Genomic DNA, 21,963 nt, shown 5'->3' on the forward strand with positions numbered 1-21,963 from the left:
GTGAGGGGCTCATGAAGAGGGGGACACCGCGTCGGTGTCCCCCTCCTGGCCGCTACTCCTCGCGGGCCGCGGTGAGATGTTCGGCGTGTTCCTGGAGGGAACGCACGCCCACGTCACCGCGGGACATGGCCTCGATGCCCTGGACGGCGGCGGCCAGTGCCTGGACCGTGGTCAGGCAGGGGACGCCGCGGGCGACGGAGGCGGTACGGATGTCGTAGCCGTCCAGCCGGCCGCCGGTGCCGTAGGGGGTGTTGACGATCAGGTCGACCTGGCCGTCGTGGATGAGCTGGACGATGGTCTTCTCCCCGTCCGGGCCCTCGCCCTCGGACTGCTTGCGCACCACCGTGGCGTTGATGCCGTTGCGGCGCAGCACCTCGGCGGTGCCGGAGGTGGCGAGCAGTTCGAAGCCGTGCGCGACCAGTTCGCGGGCCGGGAAGATCATCGAGCGCTTGTCGCGGTTGGCGACGGAGACGAACGCGCGGCCCTTGGTGGGCAGCGCCCCGTAGGCGCCGGACTGCGACTTGGCGTAGGCGGTGCCGAAGACCGAGTCGATGCCCATGACCTCGCCCGTGGAGCGCATCTCCGGGCCCAGGATGGTGTCCACCCCGCGGCCGTGGATGTCACGGAACCGCGACCAGGGCATCACGGCTTCCTTGACGGAGATCGGCGCGTCCAGCGGCAGGGTGCCGCCGTCGCCCGTCTTGGGCAGCATGCCCTCGGCGCGCAGCTCGGCGATGGTGGCGCCCAGCGAGATCCGGGCGGCGGCCTTGGCCAGCGGCACCGCGGTGGCCTTCGAGGTGAAGGGGACCGTACGGGAGGCGCGCGGGTTCGCCTCCAGGACGTAGAGGATGTCGCCGGCCATCGCGAACTGGATGTTGATCAGTCCGCGGACGCCGACGCCCTTGGCGATGGCCTCCGTCGAGGTGCGCAGCCGCTTGATGTCGTAGCCGCCGAGCGTGATCGGGGGCAGCGCGCAGGCGGAGTCGCCGGAGTGGATGCCGGCTTCCTCGATGTGCTCCATGACGCCGCCGAGGTAGAGCTCCTGGCCGTCGTAGAGCGCGTCGACGTCGATCTCGATGGCGTCGTCGAGGAAGCGGTCGATGAGGACCGGGTGGCGGTCGATCAGGCCGGCGTGGCGGGTGAGGTACTCGCCGAGCGACGGCTCGTCGTAGACGATCTCCATACCGCGGCCGCCGAGCACATAGGACGGGCGGACCATGACCGGGTAGCCGATCTCCGCGGCGATCCGCTTGGCCTCGTCGAAGGAGAAGGCGGTGCCGTACTTGGGGGCCGGCAGTCCGGCCTCGGTGAGCACCCGGCCGAAGGCGCCGCGCTCCTCGGCGAGGTCGATCGCCTCGGGCGAGGTGCCGACGATCGGCACGCCGTTGTCCTTGAGCGCCTGCGCCAGGCCGAGCGGGGTCTGGCCGCCGAGCTGCACGATGACGCCGGCGACCGGTCCTGCCTGGGTCTCGGCGTGCACGATCTCCAGCACGTCTTCCAGCGTCAGCGGCTCGAAGTACAGGCGGTCGGAGGTGTCGTAGTCCGTCGAGACGGTCTCCGGGTTGCAGTTGACCATCACGGTCTCGTAGCCGGCGTCGCTGAGCGCGAACGAGGCGTGGACGCAGGAGTAGTCGAACTCGATGCCCTGGCCAATGCGGTTGGGGCCGGAGCCGAGGATGATCACGGCCGGCTTCTCGCGGGGCGCGACCTCGGTCTCCTCGTCGTAGGAGGAGTAGAAGTACGGGGTCTTCGCGGCGAATTCGGCGGCGCAGGTGTCGACCGTCTTGTAGACCGGGCGGACCCCGAGGGCGTGCCGCACCTCGCGCACGACGTCCTCGCGCAGCCCGCGGATCGCGGCGATCTGGGCGTCGGAGAAGCCGTAGCGCTTTGCGTCCGCAAGGATCTCCGGGTGGAGCTTCTCGGCGGCCGCGATCTCGTCCGCGATCTCCTTGACGAGGAAGAGCTGGTCGACGAACCAGGGGTCGATCTTCGTGGCGTCGAAGACCTCCCCGGGCGTGGCGCCGGCCCGGATCGCCGCCATGACGGTGTTGATCCGGCCGTCGGTGGGGACCTTGGACTTCTCCAGCAGCGCGGCCTTCTCGCCCGGCTCGGTCAGGAAGTCGAACTGGCTGCCCTTCTTCTCCAGGGAGCGCAGGGCCTTGTTGAGCGCCTCGGGGAAGTTGCGGCCGATGGCCATGGCCTCGCCGACCGACTTCATGGTCGTGGTGAGCGTGGCGTCGGCGGCGGGGAACTTCTCGAAGGCGAACCGCGGCACCTTGACGACGACATAGTCGAGGGTCGGCTCGAAGGAGGCCGGGGTCTTCTCGGTGATGTCGTTGGGGATCTCGTCGAGGGTGTAGCCGACGGCGAGCCGGGCGGCGATCTTCGCGATCGGGAAGCCGGTGGCCTTGGAGGCCAGCGCCGAGGAGCGCGAGACGCGCGGGTTCATCTCGATGACGATGACCCGGCCGTCCTCGGGGTTGACCGCGAACTGGATGTTGCAGCCGCCGGTGTCGACGCCGACCTCGCGGATGACGGCGATGCCGATGTCCCGCAGGGTCTGGTACTCGCGGTCGGTGAGCGTCATCGCCGGGGCGACGGTGATCGAGTCACCGGTGTGCACACCCATCGGGTCGAAGTTCTCGATGGAGCAGACGACCACGACGTTGTCGTTCTTGTCGCGCATCAGCTCCAGCTCGTACTCCTTCCAGCCCAGGATGGACTCCTCCAGGAGCACCTCGGTGGTCGGCGAGAGCGTCAGGCCCTGGCCGGCGATCCGGCGCAGCTCCTCCTCGTCGTGCGCGAAGCCGGAGCCGGCGCCGCCCATGGTGAAGGAGGGGCGGACGACGACGGGGTAGCCGCCGAGCTCGTCGACGCCCGCGAGGACGTCGTCCATGGAGTGGCAGATGACCGAGCGGGCGGACTCGCCGTGGCCGATCTTGGCGCGGACGGCCTCGACGACCTCCTTGAACAGGTCGCGGTCCTCACCCTTGTTGATCGCCTCGACATTGGCGCCGATCAGCTCGACGCCGTACTTGTCGAGGGTGCCGGACGCGTGGAGGGAGATCGCGGTGTTCAGCGCCGTCTGGCCGCCCAGGGTGGGCAGCAGGGCGTCCGGGCGCTCCTTGGCGATGATCTTCTCGACGAAGTCCGGGGTGATCGGCTCGACGTAGGTAGCGTCGGCGATCTCCGGGTCGGTCATGATCGTCGCCGGGTTGGAATTCACCAGGATGACGCGCAGGCCCTCGGACTTGAGGACCCGGCACGCCTGGGTACCGGAGTAGTCGAACTCGGCGGCCTGGCCGATGACGATCGGGCCGGAGCCGATGACCAGGACGGACTGGATATCGGTGCGCTTAGGCACGCTGGCCCTCCATCAGGGAAACGAAGCGGTCGAAGAGGTACGCGGCGTCGTGCGGACCCGCGGCGGCTTCGGGGTGGTACTGGACACTGAAGGCCGGCTGGTCGAGGAGGTGCAGGCCCTCCACCACGTTGTCGTTGAGGCAGACGTGGGAGACCTCGGCGCGGCCGAAGGGGGTGTCGGAGACGGTGTCGAGCGGGGCGTCGACGGCGAATCCGTGGTTGTGCGCGGTGACCTCGACCTTGCCGGTCGTGCGGTCCTGCACCGGCTGGTTGATACCGCGGTGGCCGTACTTGAGCTTGTAGGTGCCAAAGCCCAGCGCGCGGCCCAGGATCTGGTTGCCGAAGCAGATGCCGAACAGCGGCGTCTTGCGCTCCAGCACTCCCCGCATCACGGAGACCGGGTGGTCGGCGGTGGCCGGGTCGCCGGGGCCGTTGGAGAAGAACACTCCGTCCGGGTTCACCGCGTAGATGTCCTCGACGGTGGCGGTGGCGGGCAGGACGTGCACCTCGATGCCGCGCTCGGCCATCCGGTGCGGGGTCATGCCCTTGATGCCCAGGTCGATCGCGGCGACGGTGAACTTCGCCGCACCGACCGGGACGGCTTCGCCGTCGGCACCGATCGCCGGGATGACGTAGGACTCCTTGGTGGCAACCTGCGTGGACAGGTCGGCGCCCTGCATCTCGGGGGCCTGGCGCACCTTGGCCAGCATCATGCCCGCGTCGGCCAGCGCCTCGCCGGAGAAGATGCCGACCCGCATGGCACCGCGCTCGCGCAGATGGCGGGTCAGGGCGCGGGTGTCGACACCGCTGATGCCGACGACGCCCTGGGCGACCAGCTCGTCGTCCAGGGAGCGCACCGAGCGCCAGTTGGACGGGACACGGGCGGGGTCGCGGACGACATAGCCGGCCACCCAGATCCGCTGCGACTCGGGGTCCTCGTCGTTCACACCGGTGTTGCCGATGTGCGGGGCGGTCATGACGACGACCTGGCGGTGGTACGAGGGGTCGGTCAGCGTCTCCTGGTAGCCGGTCATGCCGGTGGAGAACACCGCTTCGCCGAAGGCCTCCCCCACGGCCCCGTAGGCGCGGCCGCGGAAGCTGCGGCCGTCCTCCAGGACGAGTACGGCGGGGATCCCCCTTGTGCCGTGGGCGGTGCCCCTGGTGGAGGTCGTCATCGTGCGCCTTCCGTTTCGGTGTGCTCGGTGGTGCTGGTGGTGTGGTCGGTGGTGCTCAGCCGGTTGACGGCCTCGACCCAGGCCGGGTGCTCGTCCGCCCGGTCGGAGCGGAAGCCGGAGTCGAGCTGCCGGCCGCCGTGCTCCCAGGTGACGATCAGCAGGCCGCCCTCGGTCAGGACCTTGCCGGCGATGCCCTTGTCGAGGCGGGCGCCGCGCAGTGCGGCGGCCGGCACGAAGAAGTCCGCCGCGCCCGGCCGTACGACGTCCAGTCCCTGGCCGGTGAGGGTCAGCTCGGCGCGGCTACGGGTGCCCAGGCCGCGCGCCACGATCCGGTCGAGCCACTGCCCGGCGGTGGTGGAGCCGTGGTAGCGGCCCGACAGGGTCAGCAGCGGGGTGCCGGGGTCGTCGGGAGTGGACGGCAACTCGGGCAGATCGCCCTGGAGCGTGCCGCGCCACTTCCAGCCCTGGCGCATCAGCCAGTAGACGAAGACGACGAAGACCAGCAGTCCGACGACCCAGGCGATCCGACCGGCCCAGTCGGTGACCGGAGCGGAGTGCTGCGCCGCGGCCAAGGTGCTCAGTGGAGGTGTCACGCCAGCTTCCCGTCGACGACCGTTGCCCGGCCCCGCAGGAAGGTGTGGGTGACGCGTCCCGGCAGCTCACGGCCCTCGTAGGGGGTGTTGCGGCTGCGGGAGGCGAAGCCCGCGGGGTCCACCTCTCCACGGTAAGCGGAGTCGAGCAGCATGAGGTTGGCGGGCTCACCAGCCGAGACGGGACGGCCGTGGCCCTCCAGGCGGCCGATGTGCGCCGGGCGGAAGGACATCCGGTCGGCGACGCCGGCCCAGTCCAGCAGTCCGCTGTCGACCATCGTGTGCTGGACGACGGAGAGCGCAGTCTCCAGGCCGACCATGCCCATGGCCGCCGCGCCCCACTCGCAGTCCTTGTCCTCGTGCGGGTGCGGGGCGTGGTCGGTGGCGACACAGTCGATGGTGCCGTCGGCGAGCGCCTCGCGCAGCGCCAGGACGTCGGCCTCGGTGCGCAGCGGCGGGTTCACCTTGTAGACGGGGTTGTAGCTGCGGACCAGCTCGTCGGTGAGCAGCAGGTGGTGCGGGGTGACCTCGGCGGTGACGTTCCAGCCCTTGGACTTCGCCCAGCGGACGATCTCGACCGAGCCCGCCGTGGACAGGTGGCAGATGTGCACCCGGGAGCCGACGTGCGCGGCGAGCAGCACATCGCGGGCGATGATCGACTCCTCGGCGACCGCGGGCCAGCCGCCGAGGCCCAGCTCGGCGGAGACGATGCCCTCGTTCATCTGGGCGCCCTCGGTGAGCCGCGGCTCCTGGGCGTGCTGGGCGACGACACCGTCGAAGGCCTTCACGTACTCCAGGGCGCGCCGCATGATCACGGCGTCGTCCACGCACTTGCCGTCGTCGGAGAAGACCCGGACGCCGGCCGCGGAGTCGCGCATCGCGCCGAGCTCGGCGAGCTTCTTGCCCTCCAGGCCGACGGTGACCGCACCGACCGGCTGGACGTCGCAGTAGCCGGACTCCTTGCCCAGCCGCCAGACCTGCTCGACGACGCCGGCGGTGTCCGCGACGGGGAAGGTGTTGGCCATGGCGTGGACGGCGGTGAAGCCGCCGACGGCGGCCGCCTTGGTGCCGGTCAGCACGGTCTCGGAGTCCTCGCGGCCCGGCTCGCGCAGATGGGTGTGCAGGTCGACCAGGCCCGGCAGCAGGATCTTGCCGCCGGCCTCGACGACCTGCGCACCCTCGGCGCTCAGCCCGGTCCCGACCGCCGCGATGACCTCGCCGTCGATCAGCACGTCCTGCGGTTCGCCACCGAGGACCTTCGCGCCGCGAATCAGGGTCTTGCTCATGGTTACTTGCTCTCCTCGGTGCGAGTGCTGGTGCCGTTGCCGGCGGTCAGGGCGGGCTCGTTGCCGCCCAGAAGCAGATAGAGGACGGCCATCCGGATGCTCACGCCGTTGGTGACCTGTTCGACCGCGGTGCAGCGGGGCGAGTCGGCGACCTGGGCGGTGATCTCCATGCCGCGGTTCATCGGACCGGGGTGCATCACGATCGCGTGCTCGGGCATCCGGGCCATCCGGTCGCCGTCGAGACCGTAGCGCCGCGCGTACTCCCGCTCGGTCGGGAAGAACGCCGCGTTCATCCGCTCCCGCTGGACGCGCAGCATCATCACCGCGTCGGACTTGGCGAGCACGGCGTCGAGGTCGTAGGAGACCTCGCAGGGCCACTGCTCCACACCGATCGGTACCAGCGTCGGCGGCGCGACCAGGGTGACCTCGGCGCCGAGGGTGGTCAGCAGATGGACGTTGGAGCGGGCGACCCGGCTGTGCAGGATGTCGCCGACGACGGTGATGCGGCGGCCGGCGAGGTCCTGGCCCACGCCCGCGTCGGCGCCGACGAGCCGGCGGCGCATCGTGAAGGCGTCGAGCAGTGCCTGGGTGGGGTGTTCGTGGGTGCCGTCACCGGCGTTGACCACGGAGCCGCCGATCCAGCCGGAGGTCGCCAGGCGGTGCGGGGCGCCGGAGTCGTGGTGCCGGATGACGACGGCGTCCGCGCCCATCGCCTCCAGGGTCAGGGCGGTGTCCTTGAGGGACTCGCCCTTGGAGACCGACGAGCCCTTGGCGGAGAAGTTGATGACATCGGCGGAGAGGCGCTTCGCCGCGGCTTCGAAGGAAATTCGGGTGCGGGTCGAGTCCTCGAAGAAGAGGTTGACGACGGTGCGTCCGCGCAGGGTGGGGAGCTTCTTGATCGGCCGGTCGGCGACCCGGGCCATCTCCTCGGCGGTGTCGAGGATCAGGACGGCGTCGTCGCGCGTGAGATCGGCGGCCGAGATGAGGTGACGCTTCATCCGGTTTTCTCCGTGAGTGAAGGAGGTGTACGGGAATGTCCGTCGAGCAGGCATGCCTGCGGACCCGGGGTCACCGGGTCCGTGCGCGGTGCGCTATCGCTCGCCGGCCGGGGCGGGGTGCTTCACGCCGAGCAGCACGGCGTCCCGGCCGTCCTCCTCGGTGAGCTGGACCTTGACCGTCTCCCGCAGCGACGTGGGGAGGTTCTTGCCTACGTAGTCGGCACGGATCGGCAGTTCGCGGTGGCCGCGGTCGACGAGGACCGCCAGCTGTACGGCGCGCGGCCGGCCGATGTCGCCCAGCGCGTCCAGCGCGGCGCGGATGGTGCGTCCGGAGAAGAGCACGTCGTCCACGAGCAGGACGACGCGGCCCTCGATGCCGTCGGCGGGGATGTCCGTGCGGGCGAGCGTGCGGGCCGGGCCCAGGCGCAGGTCGTCGCGGTACATCGTGATGTCGAGCGAGCCGACCGGGACCGTGCGGCCGGTGATCTCTTCGAGCTTGGCGGCGAGCCGTCGGGCGAGGAATACGCCGCGGGTGGGGATCCCCAGGAGCACCACGTCGTCCGCGCCCTTGGCGCGCTCGACGATCTCGTGGGCGATGCGGGTGAGCATCCGCGCGATGTCCGGGCCTTCGAGCACCGGCCGTGCGGGGAGCTGAGCCGTCGTGTCGGAACTGCTTGAGTCCATATGAAACGGACCTCCTTCTCCGCCTCACGGGACGGACCTTAAAGGACGTCGAAATTACGCAGCCCAGGCTATCAGGACCCCTCGCAGGAGCGGTCCGCGCCCCTGACGGGTGAGGGTCTGCCCCGTTCCGCTTGACGAAGTCAGATTACGCTGCGTAACCTCACAGTGAGTTACCAGCCCGCGGCGGAGCCGCATGTCGATACAGCCGTCTGGGGAGTTTTATGTCCAGCGAATACGCCAAACAGCTCGGGGCCAAGCTCCGCGCCATCCGCACCCAGCAGGGCCTTTCTCTCCACGGCGTCGAGGAGAAGTCCCAGGGCCGCTGGAAGGCCGTGGTGGTGGGTTCCTACGAGCGCGGTGACCGTGCCGTGACCGTGCAGCGCCTTGCCGAGCTGGCGGACTTCTACGGCGTTCCGGTGCAGGAACTGCTGCCGGGCACGACACCGGGCGGAGCGGCCGAGCCGCCGCCGAAGCTGGTGCTCGACCTGGAGCGCCTGGCCCACGTCCCGCAGGAGAAGGCCGGCCCGCTGCAGCGGTACGCCGCCACCATCCAGAGCCAGCGCGGCGACTACAACGGCAAGGTCCTCTCGATCCGCCAGGACGACCTGCGCACCCTCGCGGTCATCTACGACCAGTCGCCCTCGGTGCTGACCGAGCAGCTGATCAGCTGGGGCGTGCTCGACGCGGAAGCGCGCCGTGCCGTGCAGCACGACGAACTCTGATCCACCGCATCACCTGCAGAAACGTGCCGCCGCTCCGGGATTCCGGGGCGGCGGTTTCTGTGTACCGGCGCACGGACGGCGCACACGGCGCGCGGACAGTGCGCCAGGAGAGCCCCCATACGGCGTTCTGCGGGCATGCGAAGGGCCCGGAGCATCACCCTTCGCTCCGGGCCCGTTCACACGCTCTGCCGACCGCCTACTGCGCCTCGCGCCGCAGGCTCGGCTTCAGCTCCTTGAACCGGCCGAGGAGGCCGTTGACGAAGGACGGGGAGTCGTCCGTGGAGAACTCCCTGGCGAGCTGCACGGCTTCGTCGATCGCCACCGCGTCCGGCGTGTCATCCACCCAGAGCAGCTCATAGGCACCGAGCCGCACGATGCTGCGGTCGGCCGCCGGCATCCGGTCCAGGTCCCAGTCGACCGCGTAGGTGGAGATCAGCTCGTCGATCCGGGCGACGTGGTCCGCGTACCCCTCGACCAACTGCAGGGTGTATTCGTTCACCGGCGGCTGCCGTGGGTCGGTCCGGGCGTGCCGCATCCAGTCCGCGAGCACGGACTGCACATCGGCACCGCGCTGGTCGGCCTCGAAGAGAATCTGGAAGGCGCGCTTACGGGCCTTGGTACGGGCAGCCACGGTTAGCTGTTCACCCGGCCGAGGTAGTCGCCGGTGCGGGTGTCGACCTTGATCTTCTCGCCCTCGGTGATGAAGAGCGGCACCTGGATCTCGTAGCCGGTCTCCAGGGTGGCGGGCTTGGAGCCGCCGGTGGAGCGGTCGCCCTGGACGCCGGGCTCGGTGTGCTGGATGACGAGCTCGACGGCGGCCGGCAGCTCCACGTAGAGCACCTCGCCCTCGTGCTGCGCCACGACGGCCTCGAAGCCCTCGAGGAGGAAGTTCGCGGCGTCGCCGACGGCCTTGCGGTCGACCATCAGCTGGTCGTAGGTGTCCATGTCCATGAAGACGAAGTACTCGCCGTCCATGTACGAGAACTGCATCCCGCGCTTGTCGACAGTGGCCGTCTCGACCTTCACGCCGGCGTTGAAGGTCTTGTCCACCACCTTGCCGGAGAGCACGTTCTTCAGCTTGGTGCGGACGAAGGCCGGGCCCTTACCGGGCTTGACGTGCTGGAACTCGACGACGGACCAGAGCTGGCCCCCTTCGAGCTTGAGCACCAGGCCGTTCTTGAGGTCGTTCGTGGAAGCCACGGTTGCGGAATCTCCTGGACTGCAGGTGGTGGGTACCTCGGAGCCGTACGCCGCAAGCCGTGGGGCTCACAGCGCGAGCAGCTCCTTGGTCGTGATCGTGAGTAGCTCGGGTCCGCCGTCCGCCTCGGGGCGGACGACGAGTGTGTCGTCGATCCGGACACCCCCACGGCCCGGGATGTGAACCCCCGGCTCGACGGTGACCGGCACGCAAGCGTCCAGTTTACCCATGGCGGCAGGGGACAATTGAGGGTCCTCGTCGATTTCGAGCCCCACACCGTGCCCGGTCCACGCTCCGAGCCTCTCACCGTACCCCGCCGCGTCCAGCACATGGCGGGTCACCCGGTCCACCTCGCGGCATTCCACACCCGGCGCAAGGGCCTCACGCCCGGCCCGCTGGGCTGCGAAAACGAGCTCGTACAGTTCGATCTGCCAGTCCGAGGGCGTGGTGCCGATGACGAAGGTCCGGCCGATCTCACAGCGGTAGCCGCGGTAATTGGCGCCCAGGCAGACACTGAGGAAGTCGCCCTCCTCGACCCGCCGGTCGGTGGGCAGATGCCCGGGGCGGCCGGCGTTCGGGCCGGTCGCGACGGACGTGGGGAAGGCCGGGCCGTCCGCACCGTGGTCCACCAGCCGGCGCTCCAGTTCCAGGGCCAGATGCCGCTCGGTGCGGCCGACCAGGATCGATTCGAGGAGCTCCCCCAGGGCCTGGTCGGCGATCTCCGCGGCGATCCGCAGACAGGCGATCTCGTCGTCGTCCTTCACCAGCCGCTGCGCCTCGACCGCGCAGGCCAGGTCGGTCAGCCGCAGCCGGGGGGCGACCTGGGAGAGCGCACGGTGCCGGGTGACGGTGAGGTGGTGCTCCTCGACGGCCAGGGTGTCCGCGCCGGCCGTCGCGGCGAGGTCGGCGCCGGCCACGACCGGGTCGCCGCCGCGGGTCGGCAGCACCGACACCCGTACGTCATCGGCCGGCCGGCCCTCGGCGGGATCACCGCTCAGCGGCCTGCCGCACAGCAGCACCTCGTCGGCCGGGCCCAGCAGCAGCGCGGCGCCGGGCGGCGCGCAGCCGGTGAGGTAGCGGACGTTCGCGGGGCGCGAGATCAGTGCGGCGGCACTTCCGGCCCCGGCTACGCGGTCGCGCAGCCGCGTGCGTCGGGCCGCGTACAACTCGGACATATCACGAGCGTACGGCGGCTCCCCCGGGGCGGCCGGTCGAGCGGGGCCGCCCGGGGGACCGGGTTGCTGCGGCCGCTACCGGTTCGCGGGCTACCAGCTCGGCGGGCTGGCGATGCTGCGGGCGACGACGTCGTCCAGCACCCGCACCGTCGTGGCGACGTCGTGCTGGGAGTTGTCGATGATCGGCAGGCCGGAGCCGTACCAGCCGGCCATCCGTCCGTGGATCCTCGCCACCTCTTCGTCGGACAGCCGTCGGTTGCCGCTGCGCCGGGCATTGCGCTCCAGGACGATCTCCAGGCCGGGCAGCAGCACGATCGGCAGCAGGCCGGGCCCCACATGGCGCTTCCAGCCGCCCAGTCCGATGACCGGCCGGTCGGGGAAGACGGCGTCGTCGAGGATGCAGGAGATGCCGTTGGCAAGGAAGTTGCGGGCCGCGAAGCCGCAGGTGCGGCGGGCGAGGCGGTACTGCGCCTCGGAGTGGTCGTTCCAGCCGGCCTGCGGGTCGGCGAAGCCGGACCGGACCCATTCGCGGACGTCGTCGAGGCTGATGTGCGCGGTCGGCACCCGCCGGGTGTCGGCCCAGTGGCGCGCCACGCTGGTCTTGCCGGCCCCGGCCGGGCCGATGAGCAGCACCGCGACGGCCGCATGCGCGGCGTCCGGCGCCGTGGTGTCGGTGGGCGGGCTGGGCAGCGGCACCGGGGCGCCCGGGGGCAGCTGGACATGGCCGGTGATGTCCGTGCTCTGCGGCATGGGCGGGGCCTGCTGGGGCGCGGGCCCGTGCCGGCCCTGACCGGGGGCGGGCTGCTGCACGGGCGGAGCCGGGGCGGCCGGGGCCGACGGCGAGGTGGGCGGGGTGTGCTGTCCCGGGTTGGGCGTCCAGTTCATGGCGGCGCCGGGTGATGCCTGCCCGTGGGGCGGTGGCAGCGGAGCCCCCACTGCGTAGTGCATCCGGTGGCTCTCCGTCTCGTGCGGTCGACTCGTGCGGTCGATGTGGTGCGGTGCTCCTCCGGCTCACGCCGGGCGGGGTGCCCCCAGGCGCCGGGGCTCGGCTGCCCGGTGCGACTGGCGGCAACCCGGCGGCCCGGAGGGGCCGTTGTGCCCCACGGCCGTCGGCGTGGGTGGGTACTGCTGCGAACGGTACCCTCCCGGACGCGGCAGGAGCGCCCGCTGCCCCCGGCGCTCGGTGCGGGAACGGCCGGGGGCGGGAAAACGTGCCCGAGGGGGCGTCAGCCGTTCAGTTCCTCGGCCAGCGCACGGAGCGCGAGCCGGTAGGAGCCGATGCCGAAGCCGGCGACCGTGCCACTGGCGACGGCCGCGATGACCGAAGTGTGGCGGAACTCCTCGCGCGCGTACGGATTCGAGATGTGCACCTCGATCAGCGGGGCGGTGCGCTGGGCGGCCGCGTCCCGCAGGGCGTACGAGTAGTGCGTGAAGGCACCCGGGTTGATGACGACCGGGATCGACCCGTCGGCGGCCTCGTGGAGCCAGCGGATCATCTCGCCCTCGTCGTTGGTCTCCCGGACCTCGGCCTCGAAGCCCAGCTCCTTGCCGAGCCGGGCGCACTCCTGGACCAGTCCGGCGTAGGAGGTGGCGCCGTAGACCTCGGGCTCACGGGAGCCCAGCCGGCCGAGATTGGGCCCGTTGAGGACGAGCACCCGCCGGGTGCCGCCGCTCATGCCGCGATCTCCGCATGGGCGGCCAGCAGCATGGCCGGGTCCGGGCCCTCCAGGACGGTCGGCTTGGCGAGGCCGTCCAGGACGATGAAGCGCAGCCGGTCGCCGCGGGACTTCTTGTCGACCTTCATCGTCTCCAGCAGCTTGGGCCACTGATCGCCGCGGTAGGTCAGCGGCAGCCCGACGGACTCCAGCACGGAGCGGTGCCGGTCGGCGGTGGCGTCGTCCAGGCGGCCGGCGATCCGGCCGAGCTCGGCGGCGAAGACCATGCCGACGGAGACGGCAGCGCCGTGCCGCCAGTTGTAGCGCTCGTTCTTCTCGATGGCGTGCGCGAGGGTGTGGCCGTAGTTGAGGATCTCGCGCAGCCCGGACTCCTTGAGGTCCGCGGAGACGACCTCGGCCTTGACGCGGATGGCCCGCTCGATCAGCTCGGCGGTGTGCGCGCCGTCCGGGCGCTTGGCGGCCTCCGGGTCCGACTCGATCAGTTCGAGGATCGCCGGGTCGGCGATGAAGCCGGCCTTGATGACCTCGGCCAGACCCGAGACGTAGTCGTTGACCGGCAGCGAGTCCAGCGCGGCCAGGTCGCAGAGCACTCCGGCCGGCGGGTGGAAGGCGCCGACGAGGTTCTTGCCCTCGGCGGTGTTGATACCGGTCTTGCCGCCGACCGCCGCGTCCACCATGCCCAGGACCGTCGTCGGCACCGCGATCCAGCGCACTCCGCGCAGCCAGGTCGCGGCGACGAAGCCGGCCAGGTCGGTGGTGGCGCCGCCGCCCACGCCGACGATCACATCGCTGCGGGTGAAGCCGGACTGGCCCAGCGCCTTCCAGCAGTACGCCGCGACCTCGGCGGTCTTGGACTCCTCGGCGTTCGGCAGCTGGATGGCAATCGCCTCGTAGCCCTGGGAGGCCAGGTCCTCGCGCAGGGCCTCACCGGTGGCGGCCAGCGCCTCGGGGTGCAGCACCGCAATCCGCTTCGCGCTCTCGCCGATCAGGCCCGCGAGTTCGCCGAGCAGCTGCCGCCCGACGAGCACCTCGTACGGGTCGGTGCCCGCCGTGCCGCCGACCTGGATACGGGTGGCCTGCTCCGTCATGCCTGTTCCTCCCTGTGGGCGGCCTGCGGGGTCTGCCCCGCGGCCTGCCGTAGCTCCAAAGCGTCCAGGATCGCCTCGGCGACCTGCGCGGGGGTGCGTTCCTCCGTGGCGATCACGGCACGCGCAACCTCGGTGTACAGCGGGCGGCGGCGTTCCATCAGCTCACGCCACTGCTTCCGCGGGTTGACGGCCAGCAGCGGGCGGGGCGCGTCGAGGCCCACCCGCTTGACGGCATCGGCGAGTTGGACGTCCAGGAAGACCACCGGCAGGCCGGCCAGCAGCTTGCGGGTGCCGTCGTCCAGGATCGCGCCGCCGCCGAGCGAGAGCACACCGGGGTGGCTCTCCAGCGCGTCGCGAACCGCCGTCCGCTCCAGTTCGCGGAAGTACGGCTCGCCCTCGTCGATGAAGATCTCGGCGATCGGCCGGCCGGCCGTGGCGACGATATCGGCGTCGGTGTCCCGGTAGCCGACGCCCAGCCGGTCGGCCAACAGCGCGCCCACCGTCGACTTGCCGGCCCCGGGCGGGCCGATCAGCACGACGACCGGCGACGTCATCGGATCGCCAGATTGTCGAGGAAGGTCTGCACATTGCGGCGGGTCTCCGGCACGCTGTCGCCACCGAACTTCTCCACCACCGCGTCCGCCAGGACCAGGGCCACCATCGCCTCGGCGACGATGCCCGCGGCCGGCACGGCGCAGACGTCCGAGCGCTGGTGGTGCGCCTTGGCCGCCTCACCGGTGCTCACATCGATGGTCGCCAGCGCCTTCGGCACCGTCGCGATCGGCTTCATCGCGGCCCGCACCCGCAGCAGCTCGCCGGTGGTCAGCCCGCCCTCGGTGCCGCCGGAGCGGCCCGAGCTGCGCTTGATCCCGTCGTCGGTCGAAAGGATCTCGTCATGGGCCTTCGAACCCGGCACCCGCGCCAGGTCGAAGCCGTCGCCGACCTCGACGCCCTTGATCGCCTGGATACCCATGAGGGCGGCGGCCAGCCGGGCGTCCAGCCTCCGGTCCCAGTGGACGTGCGAGCCGAGGCCCACCGGCACGCCGTAGGCCAGCACCTCGACCACACCGCCGAGGGTGTCGCCGTCCTTGTGGGCCTGGTCGATCTCGGCGACCATCGCCTTGCTCGCGTCCGCATCGAGGCAGCGCACCGGGTCGGCGTCCAGCTTCTCCACGTCGGAGGGCCTCGGGTAGACCCCGTACGGGGCCTTGGCCGCGGCCAGCTCGACGACGTGCGAAACGATCTCGATGCCGGCCGTCTCCTTGAGGAAGGAGCGGGCCACCGCGCCCAGGGCGACCCGGGCGGCGGTCTCGCGGGCGGAGGCGCGCTCCAGGATCGGGCGGGCCTCGTCGAAGCCGTACTTCTGCATCCCGGCGAGGTCGGCGTGGCCGGGGCGGGGACGGGTCAGCGGCGCGTTACGGGCCAGTGCGGCCAGCTCCTCCGGGTCCACCGGGTCGGCCGCCATCACCTGCTCCCACTTGGGCCACTCGGTGTTGCCGACCATCACGGCCACCGGCGAGCCCAGCGAAAGGCCGTGCCGCACCCCGCCCAGGAACGTGACCTCGTCCTGCTCGAACTTCATCCGGGCACCGCGGCCATAGCCGAGCCGGCGCCGGGCCAGGGCGTCCGCCACCAGCTCCGTGGTGATCGGGACTCCGGCCGGAAGGCCCTCCAGCGTCGCCACGAGTGCGGGGCCGTGCGACTCCCCCGCCGTCAGCCAGCGCAACCTGCTCAACGGTGCTCCTCATGTACTGCTCATCCGCGTACGGTCTTCCCCCCGATCCTCCCACGTCGCGGGCGACGGGCAGCGCCCAGTCCAGGGGGCGGACCGGGCGTGCGCGGACAGCGAGGACCGGACCGGGCCGGACCGGACGGGTCAGCGGGCGGCGAGCGCCGCCTCCCCGGCCTTGCGCATCGCGGCCAGGGGCGCCGGAGACCGCCCCGTCATCTGCTCCACCTGCAGTACGGCCTGGTGGACCAGCAGGTCGAGGCCGCCCACCACGGCACCGCCGCGAGCGGCCCAGGCGGTGGCAAGTGTCGTCGGCCAGGGCTCGTAGAGAACGTCGAAGAGCGTGCCGGCCCGGTCGGGGACGGCTGCGGCGAGCGCATCGGTGGTGCCCGCCGGGGTGGTGGCGATGGTCAGCGGCGCCTCGAAGGCCGCCGCGGCGTCCTCCCAGGCGGCAGTGCGGACCGTGACGCCCAGCCGCTCGCCCCAGCCGCGCATCTCGTCGGCGCGTGCCCGGCTGCGGACGTATGCGGTGACCTCACCGGTGCAGATACGGGAGAGCGCGGCGAGCGCCGAGGAGGCGGTGGCGCCGGCGCCCAGCACCGACGCCCGCTCGACCTGCCGCACCCCCCGCTCGCGCAGCGCGGCGAGCATGCCGGGAATATCGGTGTTGTCGCCGAGGCGGCGCCCGTCGGCAGCGAGGACGACGGTGTTCACCGCCTCGACCGAGGCCGCCGTGGGGCTGATCCCGTCGAGCAGCGGGATCACCGCCCGCTTGAGCGGCATGGTCAGCGACAGGCCCGCCCAGGTGGCGTCCAGGCGCTCCATGAAAGCGGGCAGCGCCGCTTCGTCGACCTCGTGGCGGTCGTAGGTCCAGTCGCTCAGTCCGAGTTCCCGGTAGGCGGCGCGGTGCAGCACCGGCGAGAGGGAATGCGCGATGGGGGATCCGAGGACCGCTGCTCGACGTGTGGTGCTCATTGCTGGGTTTTCTCGTGTTCCTTTTCGTAGATGCGCCGGTTTCGCTCGTGCTCTTCATTCGTCTCGGCGAACAACGTCTTTTCCGGGTTGATCGAGACGAAGTAGTACCAGTTGCCCTTGGCCGGGGCGATGGCCGACTTCAGCGCCACTTCACCCGGGTTGCCGATCGGGCCCGGCGGCAGTCCCTTGAACTTGTAGGTGTTGTAGGGATCGTTGAAATTGCGCAGGTTGTCGACGGAACCGGTGTCCAGTGTGCTCTGGGATTTCGCGTAGTTCACCGTCGAGTCGAAGTCCAGCAGGCCGTATGTCTCGGTGTTGTTCGGCTTGAGACGGTTGTAGACGACGCGCGCGACCTTGAGGAAGTCATGCTTGTACTTGCCTTCGGCCTGCGTGAGGCTGGCGACGGTCAGCAGCTGCATCGGCGAGTCGAGCTTGAGCTGGCGGGCCTTACCTTCCAGGTCGTACCTCGTGTAGACCTGGTTCGCCCTCGCCACCATCTGCTTGAGGACCGCGGCCGGCTTCACCTTGCCGCCCACGCTGTACGTGGACGGATAAAGGAACCCCTCCAGCGGGTCCTTTATCTTCGGCGAGTCGTCGGCCCACGACGGCAGCCCGAGGCTCTTGACGTCGCTCTTGGCGACGCCCTTGGTCGTGCCCGCCTTGAGGTGCAGCTTCTGGTCGATGAGTTTGTAGACGTCGCCGGCCCGCAGCCCTTCACGGATGGTGAGGCCGTTACGGCTCTTGGGATCCAGCATCAGTTCGATGGCCGCGGCGCCCGACATCTGCTTGCGCAGCGAGTACGTCCCCGGCTGCATGGAGTTCGCCTTCTGGTTCTCACCGGCCGCCTCGGTGAAGGCGCCGGCGCTCTTGATGACGCCCTCGCGCTGGAGAATCTGACCCATTTCCGAAAGCGTCGAACCGTCCGGAATATCGACCTGGATCTCGCCGGACCCTTCCCCCTCGTAGTCGGGGGCCGATCCGAAGTGGGCCATGAAGAAGTCATAGCCGAAGTAGCCGACCGCGCCCACGGCTCCGGCGAAGACCAGCGCGACGACCAGGCAGGCGGTGCCGCTGCGCCGTTTGTTCTTCTTGCCACGGCGCTCGCGGCCGGCCCGGCGGGTATCGCGCGGGTCGTCGTCGTGGTCGTCGTCCCCGCCGCCCGCGAAGAACGCATGCTCCGGCTCCGGCTCGCGGGGCTCCGGCTCGGCCCGCCAGTCGTCACCGGGGCCGTTGCCGTCGTCGTAGTGCGGCTCCGGCTGCTGCGGATACTGCGGGCTCTGCTGCTGCGGGTGCGGCGCCTGCTGGTACTGCTGTTGCTGCTGCATCTGCTGCTGTTGCGCCTGCTGCTGCAGATGCTGCGGCTGTGGCGGCGGATAGGCATCGGGGGTGGCGTAGTAGTCGGGGCTCGTCCCGCTGTACGGGTCGACCGGCGGCTGCTGCCCGTAGGGGTCGTACGGGTCGTACGGCAGCTGCCCGCCCTGCGTACCGTCCCAGCCGCCGTTGCCGCCGTTGTACTGCTGCTCGGCATACGGGTCGGCGTGCTGCCGGGGATACCGGGCGGCCTGCTGCCCGTCCCACTGGGGCTGCTGCGCCTGGCCTCCGGAGGTGCCCTGCTCACCGTAGAGCGGGTCCTCGGGATGCCACGGTTCGGAGCCGTAGCCCCGGCCATACTCGGTCATCGATCCCCTAGAGCCGAGAGGCGGTGCGCTCCGGACCGGCAGCGCGCTTGCTGAATCCGACCCGCCTCTACTTGCACGCGCGGCTGTTCGAACGCCGCACATCGCGCGGAACGTTACCGTACCGCGATCAGATGACCACTTCGACGCTCTCGCCCGGGGGTTCCCCGGAGACGCGTTCGGCCTCCAGCGCGCTCTGCAGGATCACCACCGCGGCCGCCTGGTCGATCACCGAGCGGCCCTTCTTGCTGCGCACACCCGAGGCCCGCAGTCCCTGGGTCGCAGTGACCGTCGACATACGCTCATCGACCAGCCGGACCCCTACGGGTGCGATGTTCCGGGCCATCTCCTGGGCGAAGACCCTGACCTTGGCCGCGGCGGGCCCCTCTCCCCCACTGAGGGAGCGGGGCAGGCCGACCACGACTTCGAGGGGCTCGTACTCCTCGACGATCGCCTTGAGCCGACGGTGCGCTGACGGGACGTCACGTCCCGGCACGGTCTCGACGGGGGTGGCGAGGACCCCGTCGGGGTCGCACGAGGCGACCCCGATACGGGCGTCCCCGACATCCACGGCGATGCGCCGTCCGCGTCGCATCTCCATCACGCGCGTCAGGCCGCCTCGGCGACGAGGCGCTCGACGGCCTCGATGGCCTCGGGCACCGCGGCGGCGTTCTGGCCGCCGCCCTGGGCGACGTCCGGCTTGCCGCCGCCACCGCCGCCGAGCGTCTTGGCGGCCGTACGGACCAGGTCACCGGCCTTGATGCCACGCTCGCGGGCGGCCTCGTTGGTGGCGATGACCGTCACCGGGCGGCCATTGGCCACTGTGAAGAGCGCCACAACGGCGGCCCGGCCGCCCTGGATCCGCCCGCGGACGTCGAGCACCAGCTTGCGCAGGTCGTCGGCGGAGGTGCCGTCCGGGACCTGACCGGCGGCCAACGCCACACCGCGGACGTCCTTGGCCCCCTCGGCCAGCCCGGCGGCGGCCTGCAGCACCTTCTCCGCGCGGAACTTCTCGATCTCCTTCTCGGCGTCCTTCAGCTTGGCCAGGACGCCGGAGATCTTCTCGGGCAGCTCCTCCGGCCGTCCCTTGACCAGCTCGGTGAGCTGGGAGACGACGGTGTGCTCGCGGGCGAGGAACTTGTAGGCGTCCACGCCGACCAGCGCCTCGACGCGGCGTACGCCGGAGCCGATGGAGGACTCGCCGAGCAGCTTCACCAGACCCAGCTGGGCGGTGTTGTGGACGTGGGTGCCGCCGCACAGCTCCTTGGAGAAGTCACCGATGGTGACCACCCGGACCCGGTCGCCGTACTTCTCGCCGAATTCGGCGATGGCGCCCTGCTTCTTGGCGTCGTCCATGCTCATGACCTCGGCATGGACGTCGAGCTCCCGGGCGAGCACGTCGTTGATCTTCTGCTCGACGTCGGTGAGGACCGTGCCGGGCACGGCGGCCGGCGAGCCGAAGTCGAAGCGGAAGCGGCCCGGGGAGTTCTCCGAACCGGCCTGGGCCGCCGTCGGGCCGAGGGCGTCGCGCAGCGCCTGGTGGGTGAGGTGGGTGGCGCTGTGGGCGCGGGCGATGGCACGCCGGCGGGTGACGTCGATGGCGGCGTACCCGGCGGAGCCGAGCACCACCTCGCCGACCTGGACGACGCCCTTGTGGACCGTGACACCGGGCACCGGCTGCTGGACGTCGCGGACCTCGACGACGGCGCCGGATTCCAGCTTGATCCGTCCGGTGTCGGCGAGCTGGCCGCCGCCCTCGGCGTAGAAGGGGGTGCGGTCCAGGACGACCTCGACGTCGTCGCCCTCATGGGCGGCGGGCGCCGGGACGCCGTTGACCAGCAGGCCGACGACGGTGGACTCGCCCTCGGTGGCGCTGTAGCCGGTGAATTCCGTGGCGCCGGACTTGTCGGCGACCTCGCGGTAGGCCGACAGGTCGGCGTGGCCGCTCTTCTTGGCCTGGGCATCGGCCTTGGCGCGGTCCCGCTGTTCCTTCATCAGGCGGCGGAAGCCGTCCTCGTCCACCGAAAGGCCCTGTTCGGCGGCCATTTCGAGGGTGAGGTCGATCGGGAAGCCCCAGGTGTCGTGGAGCAGGAAGGCCTTGTCGCCGGGCAGGACCGTGGAACCGGTGGCCTTGGTGTCCGTGACGGCGGTGTCGAGGATGTTGGTGCCGGCCTTCAGGGTCTTGACGAAGGCGGCCTCCTCGGCGAGGGCGACCGTCTCGATGCGGCGGCGGTCCTCCAGCAGCTCCGGGTACTGCTGGCCCATGGTCTTGACGACCACGTCCAGCAGCTCGCCGATGACCAGCCCGCCGGCCCCGAGCAGGCGCATGTTGCGGATGGCGCGGCGCATGATGCGGCGCAGGACATAGCCGCGGCCCTCGTTGCCGGGGGTGACGCCGTCGCCGATGAGCATCGTGGACGTACGGATGTGGTCGGCGACGACGCGCAGCGAGACATCGGTGGCGTCCGAGGCGCCGTAGTGCACGCCGGAGAGCTCGGTGGCCTTGTCGATGACGACCCGGAGGGTGTCCGTCTCGTACATGTTCGGGACGTCCTGCAGGATCATCGCCAGGCGTTCGAGGCCGAGGCCGGTGTCGATGTTCTTGCTGGGCAGCTCGCCGAGGATCTCGAAGTCCTCCTTGCCGGTGCCCGCACCCCGCTCGTACTGCATGAAGACCAGGTTCCAGATCTCCACATACCGCTCGTCGTTGACGGCCGGGCCGCCCTCGACGCCGAAGGCCGGGCCGCGGTCGTAGTTGATCTCGGAGCACGGGCCACAGGGGCCCGGCACGCCCATGGACCAGTAGTTCTCCTTCTTGCCCAGCCGCTGGATGCGCTCCTTGGGCACGCCGATGACGTCGTGCCAGATGCGCTCGGCCTCGTCGTCCTCCAGGTAGACGGTGATCCAGAGCTTCTCCGGGTCGAGGCCGTAGCCACCGTCGGCCTGGGAGCCGGTCAGCAGCTCCCAGGCGTACTTGATGGCGCCTTCCTTGAAGTAGTCGCCGAAGGAGAAGTTGCCGCACATCTGGAAGAACGTGCCGTGCCGGGTGGTCTTGCCGACCTCTTCGATGTCCGGCGTACGGACGCACTTCTGCACGCTGGTGGCGCGCGGGGCGGGCGGCTTGACCTCGCCGAGGAAGTACGGCTTGAAGGGGACCATGCCCGCGTTGACGAGCAGCAGCGTCGGGTCGTCCGCGATGAGCGACGCCGACGGCACGACGGTGTGCCCGCGCTCCTCGAAGAAGCGCAGCCAGCGGCGGCGGATTTCAGCCGACTCCATCAGTGGTCCTCTTTTCCAGTCGGTCCGGTCAGACCGGTGTGTCCGGTTGTTCTCGTGGTGCGGTACTGCGGTTCGAGCACCGCACGGCGCGGCGGGGGCAGCTCGCGCACCTCGCCCGTCTCACCGAGGCCCAGGGCCTCGTGCAGCTGCTCTTCACGGTCCGCCATTCCGGCCCGTACGTCCAATGCAAATTGGCGCAGCCGGTGTCCGGTCTCGACGGCCTTGTCCGCGGCCTGTGCGGCGAGGCTGTCGGGCTGCAGCTTGCGCAGCTTGCGGTGGACCTTGTTGGTGGCCCAGACCCCGGCGGCGGCGCCGGTGGTGAACCAGAATGCGCGGCGGAACATCGCTG

Annotated in this window: 20 protein-coding genes; 1 reads left to right on the plus strand and 19 read right to left on the minus strand. The window is 70.8% G+C overall.

The features are described 5' to 3' along the window. Window positions 1-52 precede the first annotated feature (52 nt). The 6 genes from carB to pyrR all read right to left on the minus strand — a co-directional run bounded on the left by carB (window position 53) and on the right by pyrR (window position 8,096). On the minus strand, window positions 53-3,364 hold the full coding sequence (gene carB / locus ACF088_RS23600) for a carbamoyl-phosphate synthase large subunit (RefSeq protein ID WP_392377747.1): 3,312 nt from the start codon (window positions 3,362-3,364) through the stop codon (window positions 53-55). Further along, window positions 3,357-4,538, minus strand: coding sequence for a glutamine-hydrolyzing carbamoyl-phosphate synthase small subunit (gene carA, locus ACF088_RS23605; RefSeq protein ID WP_392377748.1), 1,182 nt, complete (start codon window positions 4,536-4,538; stop codon window positions 3,357-3,359). Before carA ends, carB begins: the two co-directional genes overlap by 8 nt. Continuing rightward, window positions 4,535-5,131, minus strand: a complete 597-nt coding sequence (locus tag ACF088_RS23610; protein ID WP_392377749.1) for a hypothetical protein — start codon at window positions 5,129-5,131, stop codon at window positions 4,535-4,537. The genes carA and ACF088_RS23610 overlap by 4 nt, the downstream gene beginning before the upstream one ends. Continuing rightward, the gene (locus tag ACF088_RS23615; protein WP_392377750.1) at window positions 5,128-6,414 is read right to left on the minus strand and encodes a dihydroorotase; all 1,287 of its coding nucleotides are present in this window, start codon (window positions 6,412-6,414) and stop codon (window positions 5,128-5,130) included. Before ACF088_RS23615 ends, ACF088_RS23610 begins: the two co-directional genes overlap by 4 nt. Window positions 6,415-6,416: 2 nt before the next feature. Continuing rightward, complete coding sequence (locus ACF088_RS23620; RefSeq protein ID WP_392377751.1) at window positions 6,417-7,412, minus strand: aspartate carbamoyltransferase catalytic subunit; 996 nt, start codon at window positions 7,410-7,412, stop codon at window positions 6,417-6,419. A gap of 93 nt (window positions 7,413-7,505) precedes the next feature. Further along, window positions 7,506-8,096, minus strand: coding sequence for a bifunctional pyr operon transcriptional regulator/uracil phosphoribosyltransferase PyrR (gene pyrR / locus ACF088_RS23625; protein WP_392377752.1), 591 nt, complete (start codon window positions 8,094-8,096; stop codon window positions 7,506-7,508). A 221-nt stretch (window positions 8,097-8,317) separates the two neighbouring features. Between pyrR and bldD the strand changes: the two genes are divergently transcribed. Then, window positions 8,318-8,818: a transcriptional regulator BldD gene (gene bldD, locus ACF088_RS23630; protein WP_030076442.1), complete on the plus strand. Its 501-nt coding sequence runs from the start codon at window positions 8,318-8,320 to the stop codon at window positions 8,816-8,818. Between the two features lie 196 nt (window positions 8,819-9,014). Here the strand turns inward: bldD and nusB are convergent, their stop codons facing one another. The 13 genes from nusB to ACF088_RS23695 all read right to left on the minus strand — a co-directional run bounded on the left by nusB (window position 9,015) and on the right by ACF088_RS23695 (window position 21,958). Beyond that, window positions 9,015-9,449: a transcription antitermination factor NusB gene (gene nusB / locus ACF088_RS23635; protein WP_392377753.1), complete on the minus strand. Its 435-nt coding sequence runs from the start codon at window positions 9,447-9,449 to the stop codon at window positions 9,015-9,017. A 2-nt stretch (window positions 9,450-9,451) separates the two neighbouring features. Continuing rightward, window positions 9,452-10,018 (minus strand): elongation factor P, encoded by a 567-nt coding sequence (gene efp / locus ACF088_RS23640; protein ID WP_030076436.1) that lies wholly within the window; start codon window positions 10,016-10,018, stop codon window positions 9,452-9,454. Window positions 10,019-10,084: 66 nt separating this feature from the next. Continuing rightward, window positions 10,085-11,191 carry an aminopeptidase P family protein gene (locus tag ACF088_RS23645; RefSeq protein ID WP_392377754.1) on the minus strand — a complete coding sequence of 369 codons (1,107 nt, stop codon included), beginning with the start codon at window positions 11,189-11,191 and terminating at the stop codon, window positions 10,085-10,087. A 90-nt stretch (window positions 11,192-11,281) separates the two neighbouring features. Beyond that, entirely contained in the window at window positions 11,282-12,139 is an 858-nt protein-coding gene (locus tag ACF088_RS23650) for a Pro-rich N-terminal domain-containing protein (RefSeq protein ID WP_392377755.1), read from the minus strand. Window positions 12,140-12,417: 278 nt separating this feature from the next. Further along, window positions 12,418-12,867 (minus strand): type II 3-dehydroquinate dehydratase, encoded by a 450-nt coding sequence (gene aroQ, locus ACF088_RS23655; RefSeq protein ID WP_392377756.1) that lies wholly within the window; start codon window positions 12,865-12,867, stop codon window positions 12,418-12,420. Continuing rightward, window positions 12,864-13,955, minus strand: a complete 1,092-nt coding sequence (gene aroB / locus ACF088_RS23660) for a 3-dehydroquinate synthase (protein WP_392377757.1) — start codon at window positions 13,953-13,955, stop codon at window positions 12,864-12,866. The genes aroQ and aroB overlap by 4 nt, the downstream gene beginning before the upstream one ends. Further along, a complete protein-coding gene (locus tag ACF088_RS23665) occupies window positions 13,952-14,509 on the minus strand; it encodes a shikimate kinase (RefSeq protein WP_392377758.1) in 558 nt (185 codons plus the stop codon). The genes aroB and ACF088_RS23665 overlap by 4 nt, the downstream gene beginning before the upstream one ends. Then, window positions 14,506-15,690: a chorismate synthase gene (gene aroC, locus ACF088_RS23670; RefSeq protein WP_392377759.1), complete on the minus strand. Its 1,185-nt coding sequence runs from the start codon at window positions 15,688-15,690 to the stop codon at window positions 14,506-14,508. Before aroC ends, ACF088_RS23665 begins: the two co-directional genes overlap by 4 nt. A gap of 141 nt (window positions 15,691-15,831) precedes the next feature. Then, on the minus strand, window positions 15,832-16,659 hold the full coding sequence (locus ACF088_RS23675; RefSeq protein ID WP_392377760.1) for a shikimate dehydrogenase: 828 nt from the start codon (window positions 16,657-16,659) through the stop codon (window positions 15,832-15,834). Beyond that, window positions 16,656-18,338 (minus strand): endolytic transglycosylase MltG, encoded by a 1,683-nt coding sequence (gene mltG, locus ACF088_RS23680; RefSeq protein WP_392377761.1) that lies wholly within the window; start codon window positions 18,336-18,338, stop codon window positions 16,656-16,658. Before mltG ends, ACF088_RS23675 begins: the two co-directional genes overlap by 4 nt. A 127-nt stretch (window positions 18,339-18,465) precedes the next feature. After that, entirely contained in the window at window positions 18,466-18,930 is a 465-nt protein-coding gene (gene ruvX, locus ACF088_RS23685) for a Holliday junction resolvase RuvX (RefSeq protein ID WP_392377789.1), read from the minus strand. A 14-nt stretch (window positions 18,931-18,944) separates the two neighbouring features. Further along, complete coding sequence (gene alaS, locus ACF088_RS23690; protein WP_392377762.1) at window positions 18,945-21,614, minus strand: alanine--tRNA ligase; 2,670 nt, start codon at window positions 21,612-21,614, stop codon at window positions 18,945-18,947. Continuing rightward, window positions 21,614-21,958 (minus strand): DUF6167 family protein, encoded by a 345-nt coding sequence (locus tag ACF088_RS23695; RefSeq protein ID WP_392377763.1) that lies wholly within the window; start codon window positions 21,956-21,958, stop codon window positions 21,614-21,616. The genes alaS and ACF088_RS23695 overlap by 1 nt, the downstream gene beginning before the upstream one ends. Window positions 21,959-21,963: the final 5 nt, after the last annotated feature.

The sequence above is a fragment of the Streptomyces sp. NPDC015125 genome, assembly GCF_043080045.1.
Taxonomy (GTDB): Bacteria; Actinomycetota; Actinomycetes; order Streptomycetales; family Streptomycetaceae; genus Streptomyces.